Annotated in this window: 14 protein-coding genes and 1 pseudogene; all 15 read left to right on the forward strand. The window is 32.1% G+C overall.

The window, feature by feature from the left end:
• Nucleotides 1-42: 42 nt before the first annotated feature.
• Entirely contained in the window at nt 43-303 is a 261-nt protein-coding gene (locus DYE57_RS05735) for an IreB family regulatory phosphoprotein (RefSeq protein ID WP_115313212.1), read from the forward strand.
• Between the two features lie 2 nt (nt 304-305).
• Complete coding sequence (gene ruvX, locus DYE57_RS05740) at nt 306-734, forward strand: Holliday junction resolvase RuvX (RefSeq protein ID WP_115313213.1); 429 nt, start codon at nt 306-308, stop codon at nt 732-734.
• 13 nt (nt 735-747) lie between these two features.
• A complete protein-coding gene (locus tag DYE57_RS05745; RefSeq protein ID WP_115313214.1) occupies nt 748-1068 on the forward strand; it encodes a DUF1292 domain-containing protein in 321 nt (106 codons plus the stop codon).
• A 347-nt stretch (nt 1069-1415) separates the two neighbouring features.
• The gene (locus DYE57_RS05750; RefSeq protein ID WP_115313215.1) at nt 1416-2051 is read left to right on the forward strand and encodes an O-methyltransferase; all 636 of its coding nucleotides are present in this window, start codon (nt 1416-1418) and stop codon (nt 2049-2051) included.
• A 2-nt stretch (nt 2052-2053) separates the two neighbouring features.
• Nucleotides 2054-2977, forward strand: a complete 924-nt coding sequence (locus DYE57_RS05755; protein WP_115313216.1) for a peptidase U32 family protein — start codon at nt 2054-2056, stop codon at nt 2975-2977.
• A 16-nt stretch (nt 2978-2993) separates the two neighbouring features.
• The gene (locus DYE57_RS05760) at nt 2994-4262 is read left to right on the forward strand and encodes a peptidase U32 family protein (RefSeq protein ID WP_115313217.1); all 1269 of its coding nucleotides are present in this window, start codon (nt 2994-2996) and stop codon (nt 4260-4262) included.
• Nucleotides 4262-4885, forward strand: a complete 624-nt coding sequence (gene udk, locus DYE57_RS05765; RefSeq protein WP_115313218.1) for a uridine kinase — start codon at nt 4262-4264, stop codon at nt 4883-4885. The genes DYE57_RS05760 and udk overlap by 1 nt, the downstream gene beginning before the upstream one ends.
• Nucleotides 4886-4913: 28 nt before the next feature.
• Nucleotides 4914-5390 (forward strand): transcription elongation factor GreA, encoded by a 477-nt coding sequence (gene greA / locus DYE57_RS05770; RefSeq protein WP_115313219.1) that lies wholly within the window; start codon nt 4914-4916, stop codon nt 5388-5390.
• Between the two features lie 373 nt (nt 5391-5763).
• The gene (gene pxpB / locus DYE57_RS05775; protein WP_115313220.1) at nt 5764-6495 is read left to right on the forward strand and encodes a 5-oxoprolinase subunit PxpB; all 732 of its coding nucleotides are present in this window, start codon (nt 5764-5766) and stop codon (nt 6493-6495) included.
• Entirely contained in the window at nt 6485-7495 is a 1011-nt protein-coding gene (locus tag DYE57_RS05780) for a 5-oxoprolinase subunit C family protein (protein ID WP_115314127.1), read from the forward strand. Before pxpB ends, DYE57_RS05780 begins: the two co-directional genes overlap by 11 nt.
• Nucleotides 7492-7941: an acetyl-CoA carboxylase biotin carboxyl carrier protein gene (locus DYE57_RS05785; RefSeq protein WP_115313221.1), complete on the forward strand. Its 450-nt coding sequence runs from the start codon at nt 7492-7494 to the stop codon at nt 7939-7941. The genes DYE57_RS05780 and DYE57_RS05785 overlap by 4 nt, the downstream gene beginning before the upstream one ends.
• A gap of 14 nt (nt 7942-7955) precedes the next feature.
• Nucleotides 7956-9317, forward strand: a complete 1362-nt coding sequence (locus DYE57_RS05790; protein ID WP_115313222.1) for an acetyl-CoA carboxylase biotin carboxylase subunit — start codon at nt 7956-7958, stop codon at nt 9315-9317.
• Entirely contained in the window at nt 9317-10069 is a 753-nt protein-coding gene (pxpA, locus tag DYE57_RS05795; RefSeq protein WP_115313223.1) for a 5-oxoprolinase subunit PxpA, read from the forward strand. Before DYE57_RS05790 ends, pxpA begins: the two co-directional genes overlap by 1 nt.
• Before the next feature lie 12 nt (nt 10070-10081).
• Nucleotides 10082-11324 (forward strand): annotated as a pseudogene (locus DYE57_RS05800) (NRAMP family divalent metal transporter).
• A gap of 211 nt (nt 11325-11535) precedes the next feature.
• A complete protein-coding gene (gene mtnN, locus DYE57_RS05805) occupies nt 11536-12222 on the forward strand; it encodes a 5'-methylthioadenosine/S-adenosylhomocysteine nucleosidase (RefSeq protein WP_115313224.1) in 687 nt (228 codons plus the stop codon).
• Nucleotides 12223-12227: the final 5 nt, after the last annotated feature.

Here is a 12227-nt window from a genome sequence, read left to right on the forward strand (position 1 = left end):
AATTAAAATGAATCAGAATACGCATATGAAGGAGTGTCGTATATGGAAAATTTTGATAAAACAATGAAATTTGATTACGAAGAAATTCCAAAAGAAGATGTCAAAACAGTATTAAAAAATGTACATCGCACACTAGAAGAAAGAGGATATAATGCTGTTAATCAAATAGTAGGATATCTACTATCTGGTGATCCTGCCTATATTCCACGTCAAAACGAAGCAAGAAATCAAATTCGCCGCATTGATCGTGACGTAATTATGGAAGAACTTGTTTCGAATTATCTAAATGAGTCTAATCAATAAGTATGTTAAAACATAAAATCATAGGCTTAGATGTAGGAAGCAAAACTGTTGGCATTGCTATAAGCGACCTTATGGGCTGGACAGCCCAAGGGTTTGACACACTCCGTATCAACGAAGAACAGAACGAGTTAGGGATTGATCAACTCATTAAGATTATCAAAGACAATCAAGTTGGAACTGTTGTGATTGGATTACCTAAAAATATGAATAACTCAATTGGATTTCGAGGTGAGGCTTCTATACAATACAAAGAGAAACTTCAAGAAGCTTTACCTCACATAGAGGTTATAATGTGGGATGAGCGTTTAAGTACCATGGCTGCTGAACGTTCTCTACTTGAAGCCAATGTTTCAAGACAAAAAAGAAAAAAAGTTATAGATAAAATGGCAGCGGTATTTATATTACAAGGCTATTTAGACTCTATTCAATAAAGGAGATATAATGATGACTGAACAAAACCATGAACACAATCATGATGCTGATTTAAGCATCAATAATCAAGAAGAATTATTAACACTATATGATGAAGATGGTAATGAAGTTCTATATCGTAAAATGTTAGAATTTTATCATCCGAAATTTAAAAAAGAATATGTCGTTTTAGCTGAAGAAGGTGCTCAATCAGATGAAGATGACATGATTGAACTTGTTCCAATGATTAATGAACCTGATGAATCTGGTGATGGTGGTAAATTGGTACCTATTGAAACAGATGAAGAGTGGGACATGATTGAAGAAGTTGTTAATACGGAAATTAACGAGTAAATAGTATTAAAGATATATTCTAAAGCCAAATATTAGCCCGTACACGAACTAAGTTGCAGACATATGTACGGGCTAATGTTATAAATAAAACAATAAAAAAATGATGCCGTCTAAAAATAGAAAGAAGGCGTCATAATTGCCTCTTATATTATTCAATAATTTATGATAAAATATTTAAAGTTAATTTCTATGAACACCTCATTTACTTCTAATTATAATAATATAGAAGATTTACTATAGAAATCAGTCACATTCATTGATTAATCTTAATAATCAATATTTAGACTGATTTATTTTATGTTTAAATATAAATTGTGTTTATTAATGGTAAAGGAAGTTTTATAGCAATGAATTTAAACCAAAATTATTTAACGCAATTACACCAATCTTTAGATAACGAAATAGAAAATCTTAGAGATGACGCAGAAAGTAATCAAGTACCAATAGTTGATAAATTAACATTAGATTTGTTAAAGCAATTAATACGCATGAACAATGCTAAAGAAATTTTAGAAATAGGAACTGCTATTGGATATAGTTCAATGCAATTTGCTTCTATATCTGATGGCATAAAGGTAACAACAATAGAGCGTAATGAAAATATGATTATGAATGCAAAGGTTCATTTTCAAGAGTTTAATTACCAACATCAAATAAGACTTATCGAAGCCGATGCATTGGAAGCATATGACCAAGTGAACGATAGAGAATATGATATGATATTTATCGATGCAGCAAAGGCACAATCAAGAAAATTTTTTGAGTTGTATACGCCCTTATTAAAAAAAGGAGGGCTAGTGGTAACAGATAACGTATTGTACCATGGATTTGTGTCTAATATAGATATCGTTAGATCTAGAAATGTTAAACAGATGGTTAAAAAAGTTCAACAATATAACCAATGGTTAATGAAGCAATCCCATTTTACAACAAACTTTATAAACATGGATGATGGAATAGCAATTTCAATTAAAGGAGAATGACTATGGTGGAATTATTAGTTACTCCTAAGTCAATAACTCATATGGAAACACTGATAGAAAAAGGTGCAGATGCTTTTGTTATTGGTGAACAAAAATTTGGTTTAAGACTTCCAGGAGAATTTAATCGTGATGCTATGAAAGAAGCAGTAGCGTTCGCACATCAAAATAATAAAAAGGTTTATGCAGCTGTCAATAGTATTTTTCACAATTATCATTTAGATGCCTTAGAAGACTACATTCAGTTTTTACATGATATACAAGTGGATAGAATAATATTTGGTGATCCAGCTGTAGTAATGTATGTTAAGCAACAAGAACACCCAATTTCATTGCACTGGGACGCTGAGACACTCGTAACAAATTATTTTCAATGTAATTATTGGGGAAAAAGGGGCGCTATAAGAGCTGTATTAGCAAGAGAGCTAAGTTTGGAGGAAATCATTCATATCAAGGAACATGCTAATGTAGAAATTGAAGTGCAAGTTCATGGTATGACGTGTATGTTCCAATCTAAACGCATGTTACTGGGTAATTATTATACTTTCCAAGATAGACAAATGAAAATACAACGAAACACTTATCATGATGATTTATTACTGTATGATGAAGAAAGAGACAATAAATATCCTGTTTTTGAGGATTATAACGGTACGCATATTATGTCTCCAAATGACATATGTTTAATCGAGGAATTAGAGCCCTTCTTTGAAGCTGGTATTGATGCTTTAAAAATTGATGGTATTTTACAAAGTGAAGAATATATAAATGTTGTCACAGAGCAATATAGAGAAGCAATAGATTTATACAATGAAGATCCTGAGGCTTATGAAGATGAAAAGTTCATGTTAGTTGATCTTATTGAAGATATACAACCTGAACACCGTCCTATTGATGAAGGTTTCTTATATAAGCAAACAGTATATTGAGGAGGCTTATCATTAAATGAAAACATTAGAAGAAGTGCATAAAACTTCAAAATCGACAATGAAAAAGCCAGAATTACTTGCACCTGCAGGAAACTTAGAAAAACTTAAAATAGCAGTCCATTATGGGGCAGATGCAGTATTTTTAGGTGGTCAAGAGTACGGTTTACGTTCTAATGCAGATAATTTTACCATGGAAGAAATTACTGAAGGAGTAGAATTTGCTAATCGTTATGGGGCTAAAATATATGTAACAACGAATATCATTGCTCATGATGAAAATATAGATGGTTTAGAAGATTATTTACGCCAATTAGATGCAACAGGAGCGACGGGAATAATTGTAGCGGATCCTTTAATTATTGAAACGTGTAAAGCAGTTGCATCAAGATTAGAAATTCATTTATCCACTCAACAATCTCTTTCGAATTATAAAGCTGTTGAATTTTGGAAAGAAGAAGGATTAAATCGAGTAGTGTTAGCACGTGAAACCGGTGCAATGGAAATGCGTGAAATGAAAGAAAAAGTCGATATTGAAATAGAAGCTTTTATTCATGGAGCTATGTGTATTGCATATTCAGGACGTTGTACATTAAGCAATCATATGACAGCTCGTGATTCTAATCGTGGCGGATGTTGTCAAAGTTGTCGTTGGGATTATGACTTAATAGAGGTTGATAACAATGGGGAGTTAGATTTATATTATAAAGATGATGATGTGACACCATTCGCGATGAGTCCTAAGGATTTGAAATTAATTGAATCAATTCCACAAATGATGGAATTAGGTATAGATTCTTTAAAAATTGAAGGACGAATGAAATCTATTCATTATATTGCTACAGTAGTGTCTGTATATCGTAAAGTTATCAATGCATACGCTGAAGACCCTAAAAATTTCAAAATTAAACCTGAATGGTTAAAGGAATTAGATAAATGTGCAAATAGAGATACAGCACCAGCATTCTTCCAAGGTACACCAGGATTTGAAGAGCAAATGTTTGGAGAAGAACAATCTAAGAAATCAGCTTATGATTTCTGTGGACTTGTTTTGGATTACAATGATGAAACAAAATTAGCTACAATTCAACAAAGAAATCATTTTAAACCAGGACAAGAAATCGAATTTTTCGGTCCTGAAATTGATGGTTTTAAACAAGTGGTTGATTCAATTTATGATGAAGAAGGAAATAGTTTGGATGCAGCACGTCATCCATTACAAATTGTTCAAATTAAAGTCGATCGACCTATTTATCCTAATAACATGATGAGAAAGGAAATCGGCTAATGAATCAGACTACGATTATTGGTATCGCTGGAGGTTCAGGCTCTGGTAAAACTACAGTTACCAATGAAATAATGAAAAATTTGGAAGGTCATAGTGTCGCATTATTAGCTCAAGATTATTATTATAAAGATCAATCGCACTTAACATTTGACGAACGTCTTGAAACTAACTATGATCACCCTTTTGCATTTGATAATGATTTATTAATTGATAATTTAAAAGATTTAAGAAATGGAATAACAGTTGAAGTACCGACTTATGATTATTCCACACATACGCGTAGTGATGAAACAATTGCATTTGACCCAAAAGATGTTATTATCGTAGAAGGTATCTTTGCTTTAGAAAATAAAACTTTACGAGATATTATGGATGTCAAAATATATGTTGATACTGATGCTGATTTAAGAATTTTACGTAGACTTACTCGTGATACAAAAGAACGGGGACGCAACATGGAATCAGTGATTAATCAATATTTAAATGTAGTCAGACCCATGCATGAGCAATTTATAGAACCTACAAAAAGACATGCAGATATTATTATTCCTGAAGGTGGGAGTAACAAAGTTGCTATTGATATAATGACTACAAAGATTCAATCGCTCGTTAGCAAAAAATAGTAATATTATAGTAAAGGAAGATGACATAATGGAAAATCAAAAACAATATCCAATGACCCAAGAAGGTTTTGAAAAACTTGAACAAGAACTAGAACAATTAAAAACGGTTAAAAGACCTGAAGTAGTTGAAAAAATCAAGATAGCTCGCTCTTTCGGTGATTTATCAGAGAACTCTGAGTATGATGCAGCTAAAGACGAACAAGGTTTTATTGAACAAGATATTCAACGTATTGAACATATGATCAGAAATGCTTTAATCATTGAAGATAATGGGGATAACAATGCAGTTCAGATAGGCAAAACTGTGACGTTTGTAGAACTACCAGGTGATGAAGAAGAAAGCTATCAAATTGTGGGTTCTGCCGAAGCCGATGCATTCAAAGGTAAAATTTCAAATGAGTCTCCAATGGCGACAGCACTTATAGGTAAAGGCTTAAATGATGAGGTTCGTGTACCACTACCTAATGGTGGCGAAATGAACGTTAAAATTGTAGATATTAAATAAATTTCTATTAAAACTAGGACTATTAATATGTATTCCAGCATATTAGTAGTCTTTTTTATGCTTACAATAGTGAAATATTATCTTGTAATAGTACTACTATCTATTTATTGTAATTTTAATAAAAATTGGATTAAACTATTTTTTGTTTTATTATATATATCATGACAAAAAATAATTAGTATGATTAAATAAATATTAGAAATTTAATTTATTGTAGACTTCAAAATATTTCCCAATGTAAAAGCTTTAGTTCAATTTTTATTAGTTATTATCAGCAATTTGAATTAATTATTAAACAATAATATTATTAGAATGATACAATTAAATAGTTACAGCACATAAATCCTTAAATTTTATAGGGGGGGATTTAAAGTTGGAGACGAAATTAATAAATGAACAAACAATCATGATTTATTTTGACAATAAAATTAATAATCAGACATATCAGCAAGTACAATTGACTACACAATTCATAGAAGACAGCCACATTTCAGAAATAATTGATATTATACCATCATATCGGGCCATTTTAATTTATTTTGATAATACGAATGTCAGTGGCACAGAAGTATTAGAAAATTTAGAACTTTACAAATTAAAGCATTCTAAAGATTTAAAGCATTCTAAAAATCGAGTGATTCAAATTCCTGTTTGTTATGGTAATAACTATGGACCTGATTTATCTGAAGTGGCAAAGCATAATCAGTTATCAGAAAAAGAAGTTATAGAAATACATACTCAACAGGCTTATTTAATTTATATGCTAGGTTTTATGCCTGGCTTCTCATATTTAGGAGGGTTAGATCAAAGATTACATACACCAAGACGCTCAGAACCTCGAATTAAAATTGATGAAGGTTCAGTAGGTATCGCTAATAATCAAACAGGTTTATATCCAATGGAATCACCGGGAGGTTGGCAAATCATTGGTCGTACACCTTTAAAAGTATTCGATATAGAAAGTAAACCAATGACTTTATACAAGGCTGGTGATTATATTCAATTTTATGAAATTAACAATAAAGAATATATTGAAATATCTGAAGCGACACAAAGGGGAGAATTTAAACAAGATAAGTGGGTGAAATATGAAAATGAGTATTAAAATTTTACAGCCTGGCTTATTTACAACTATTCAAGATCAAGGGCGAATAGGTTATGAAAGTTTAGGATTTACAAGAGCAGGAGCTATTGATGTTTATAGTTTTAGATTAGCTCAAAAACTTATTGGCAATGATGGTCCAGCGATAGAGTATACCATGATAGGTCCATCAATTCAGTTTTTGAGTGATAATACATTTACGTTTATTGGAGGGATATCTAAAGCTAAATTAAATGGTAATGAGATAAAATCACAAGTTGTATATTATGTACATAAATACGATAAATTAGAAGTAGGTCAAGTAACTAAAGGCATGCGCGGATATCTCGTTTTTGGTCACCCGCTAAACATCGAAAAAATAGCAAATAGTTACTCTACACATGTAAAAAGTGGCATTGGCGGTTTTAAAGGACGTCCTCTACAAAAGAATGATATTATAACAACAAAATTTAATCAAAAGTTCAAAGATTCTTTAGGGAAAACTATAGCTTATCAATCTTTGCCTAAAGATAATATTATACATGTAATCAAGGGGCCACAATTTGATGCTTTTTCAGAGGATATCATATCCAAATTTACTAACTCAGAATTTGAAATATCTCAACAATCAGATCGCATGGGTTATCGATTATCTGGAGAGAAAGTACCACCTAAAGAAAGTGCTGATATTATCTCAGAACCAGTGGCTTTAGGCAGCATCCAAGTGCCTAATGATGGAAACCCGATTATATTACTCAACGATAAGCAAACAGTAGGGGGATATACTAAAATCGCTACTGTTACACAAATAGATTTAAAAAAGTTAGCTCAGTTAAAACCAGGAGAAACGATTCGTTTTAAGTGGATAACAGTCGAAGAAGCTACACAGCAATATCGTCAATTTAATACCAAATTTGAACAACAGCTCATTGATCTTTCTGAGAGACCACTGTTCAACCTTAGCAATATTAGGAATACTTCTAAAAAATTAGCAACACTCATTGAGGGGAACAAAGGAGAATGATTTTAAATAAAATAGAAGAAATAATTAAATTAGTTAAATCCAATGATGTAAAAAAGTTTAAGTATAAAGATTTTGAAAATGAAATCGAATTAGATTTCACAGAGAGTTATTCCAATACATCATTGAAACAATCTTCGACCATCAATCAAGCAGAAAAAAATAATGAACATCAATTATTATCTCAACACAAAGATCAAACGACTGGTGATTTCAAGGAAATCAAATCACCTATGGTAGGCACATTCTTTTTACAAGACAGTAAAGATTTAACAAAACCTATGATTAATGTTGGAGACCAAATTAATGAAGGTGACATCATTGCTTATATTGAGGCAATGAAAGTCATGAATGAAGTGGTAAGTGATATTAGTGGAGAAGTTACCGATATCTTAATAGAACATGGTAAAAATGTTGAGTATGATCAAGTGATAGTTAAAATAAAATAAGGAGGAATTCATTGATGTATCGATGTTTGATTGCAAATAGAGGCGAAATAGCAGTAAGAATTATTCGCGCTTGTAAAGAACTTAACATTGAAACAGTTGCTATTTATGCTAAAGGCGATGAAAAAAGTTTACATGTAAGCTTAGCGGATCACACGATATGCATAGGTGAAGCCAATCCTTTAGATAGTTATTTAAACATTAATCGTATCATCACAGCTGCAAAAGTCACTGGTGCAAATGCTATTCATCCTGGCTATGGTTTTTTGTCAGAATCAACACATTTTGTTGAAGCTGTAGAACAAAATGATATTTGTTTTGTAGGGCCAAATAAAAGTACAATAGAGATGATAGGTGATAAAATTACTGCACGTCAAACAGTTAATCGAGCTGGTGTTCCTGTAATACCTGGCTCTGATGATGAAGTACAAAGTGTAGAAGAAATTAAAATTTTAGCTGAAGAAATCGGTTATCCAGTCGTTCTTAAAGCCGCAAGTGGTGGCGGTGGTAAAGGTATTCGAATTGTTAAAGAACCGGAGCAACTAGAAAAAGCATTAACTGAAGCAAAAAGTGAAGGACAAAAATACTTTAATGATGACCGAGTTTATGTTGAAACATTCATACCTGTAGCTAAACACGTTGAAGTTCAAATTATTGGAGACGGAGAAAATAATTACGTTCACCTAGGTGAACGTGATTGTTCTGTCCAACGTAAAAATCAAAAGTTAATAGAAGAATCACCTTGTGCTGCTTTAACTGAAGAAAGAAGAATAACTATTTGTAACGATGCTGTTAAAGTAGCTAAAGCTTCAAAATATCGTAGTGCAGGCACAATTGAATTTTTAGTGACCGAAGATGCACATTATTTTATTGAAATGAATGCACGAATTCAGGTTGAGCATACCGTCACTGAAATGAGAACAGATAGAGATTTATTACAAGCTCAATTATATTTATTAGAACATGAAGAGTTACCATTTACACAAAATGACATTGTATTTAATGGACATGTAATTGAAGCACGTATCAACGCTGAAAATCCAGAAAAGAATTTTCAACCCACACCTGGTAAAGTAAAAAAATTACATCTTCCACAAGGATTTAATATACGTGTAGATTCTTTACTATATACAGGTTACCAAGTATCCCCTTACTATGATTCACTTGTGGCTAAGGTAACTGTTAAAGATTCAAATAGGCAATTAGCTATCAATAAATTGAAAGTGGCATTAGATGAGATGGTGATTGAAGGATTTACTACTACAGCAAATTTTCTATATGCCGTATTAAATTATCCTCAATATGCTAATGGTGATGCGACCGAGGTTGATATTAAATTTCTTGAAAAACACCAAATCATAAAAGGGGGGGCGCTATAATGAATATCGATTTAAATTGTGATTTAGGAGAAGCATACGGTAATTATTCATTTGGTAGCGACCAAGATATTATACCTTTAATTACCTCTGCAAATATTGCGTGTGGTTTCCATGCCGGAGATGAAAATGTTATGAATCGTACTATTCAACTTGCGAAAAAGCACCAAGTAGGCATTGGAGCGCATCCTGGTCTTCCAGATTTAAAGGGATTTGGCCGTCATAACATGGATATTGCACCTGAGGAAATATATAATATTGTCATTTATCAATTAGGAGCATTAAACGGCTTTTGTAGAATTCATGATGTCAAAATGAATCATGTTAAACCCCACGGTGCACTTTATCAAATGGGTGCAAAAGATAAAAATATTGCACGTGCAATTACAAAAGCGGTAGTCGATTTTGATTCAGAACTTATATTTGTTGGACTTGCTAATAGTTTATTAATCACTGAGGCAGAAAAGATGGGTATCAAAGTCGTATCTGAGGTTTTTGCTGATCGTCGATATGAAGATGATGGACAATTAGTAAGTAGAAAGGACCCTAATGCCACAATTAGTAATACAGATGAAGCTGTTCAACAAGTACTTAAAATGGTTATTGACAATAAAGTGGTAAGTAAAAATGGTAAAGATATTGATATACAAGCAGATACAATATGTATTCATGGTGATGGTTCGTATGCTTTAGAATTCGTCACTCAAATCAGAAATAAATTAAAGAAAGAAGGCATTGATATTCAATCCTTATAGGGGGGCAAAATAATGGGGGAACATTTAAAACACAATTCTAATCAACAATTAAAACAAAGAGGTCAAGATTTAAAATTCATTAAAAGTCACAAACGCTTATTATATGGTTCAGTATTTTTAATGGCTACGTCAGCGATTGGACCAGCTTTTCTTACACAAACCGCTGTTTTCACAGCACAATTTTACGCCAGCTTTGCTTTTGCAATTTTAATTTCTATTTTGATAGATATTGGTGCACAAATTAATATTTGGCGTGTTCTTGTTGTAACAGGTTTTCGAGGTCAGGAAATTTCAAATAAAGTCATTCCAGGTTTAGGCACAATAATATCAATTCTTATTGCTTTTAATATAGGAAATATCGCTGGTGCGGGCTTAGGTCTAAATGCAATGTTTGGACTTGATGTTAAATGGGGGGGCAGCAATGACTACTATATTTTCTATACTCATTTTTATTAGCAAAAGTGGTCAAAAGATTATGGACGTCGTAAGTATGATTTTAGGAATTGTGATGATTCTAATTGTTGCTTATGTCATGGTGTTATCAAATCCACCTTATGGTGACGCTTTAGTACATACATTTGCACCTGAACATCCATTTAAATTAATTTTACCTATAATTACCTTAGTTGGTGGGACAGTTGAAGGATTTATTACATTTGCTGGTGCTCATAGAATATTAAACTCAGGTATCAAAGGTAAAGAATACTTACCATTTGTTAATCGTTCAGCAATTGCTGGTGTTTTAACTACTGGTATTATGAGAACATTATTGTTCTTAGCCGTTTTAGGTGTGGTTGTGACAGGTGTCATTCTAAGTACTGATAATCCTCCTGCATCTGTCTTTGAGCATGCTATAGGTCCTATTGGAAAAAATATATTTGGAATAGTCATATTTGCAGCTGCAATGTCTTCTGTTATAGGGTCAGCTTATACAAGTGCAACTTTCTTAAGAACATTGCATCAATCTTTATTTAATAAAAATAATCTTATAGTCATTGTATTTATTGTAATTTCAACATTAATCTTCTTATCTATTGGTAAACCTGTAAGCTTGCTTATAATTGCTGGTGCCATCAATGGATGGATTTTACCGATTACTTTAGGAGCTATTTTAATTGCGAATCGTAAAAAGTCTATCGTAGGCGATTATAAGCATCCAAGTTGGATGCTTATATTTGGTATAATTGCTGTAATAGTGACGATTATCACTGGAATATTTTCTCTCCAGGACATAGCAAGTTTGTGGAAAGGATAAATTAAATATATTAATTTAACATTACCCTAAAATGGTCTCGGTTTTATATGTCGAGATGCATTTTAGGGTATTTACTTAGTAGTTTATAAATCAGTTAAAGGATCGTGTTGATATACTTTTTCACATCAATTTAACTGACTATCGTGATGAGATGTAAAATGTGATAAAATAGCTAATGCTAATGCTTTATAAATGAGGTGTAAAAAGATATATGATAGGAATTATAGGAGCAATGGAAGAAGAAGTAACAATTTTGAAAGATAAGATTGTTGATTTAAGTGAGATTAATGTTGCACATGTTAAATTTTATAGTGGAACATTAAATAATAAAGAAGTTGTACTTACACAAAGTGGTATAGGTAAAGTCAATGCATCAATCTCAACAACTTTATTAATAGAGAAATTTAGTCCAAACGTCATTATTAATACTGGATCAGCAGGCGCATTAGATGAAACTTTATCCGTGGGCGACGTATTAGTCAGTAATGCGGTTACATATCATGATGCTAATACAACAGCTTTCGGTTATGAATTAGGTCAAATACCTCAAATGCCTAAAGTCTACAAATCTAGTTCAAAATTATTAGATAAAACGATGCAAATACTTGAACTACAGGACTTAAATGGTAAAGTTGGATTGATAGTAAGTGGAGATAGTTTTATTGGAACTACAAAACAACGTCAAACTATTAAATCGCAATTTCCTGAAGCTATGGCTGTCGAAATGGAAGCTACTGCAATTGCACAAACATGTTATCAATTTAAAGTTCCTTTTATAGTTACAAGAGCGGTTTCTGATTTAGCTAATGGAGAAGCTGAGATGTCATTTGAAGAATTTTTAGGAAAAGCAGCAGTTTCATCTAGTCAAACAGTTGAATGGTTAGTTAAATCTATATAAAGGTA

The organism is Staphylococcus saccharolyticus (genome assembly GCF_900458815.1).
Taxonomy (GTDB): domain Bacteria; phylum Bacillota; class Bacilli; order Staphylococcales; family Staphylococcaceae; genus Staphylococcus; species Staphylococcus saccharolyticus.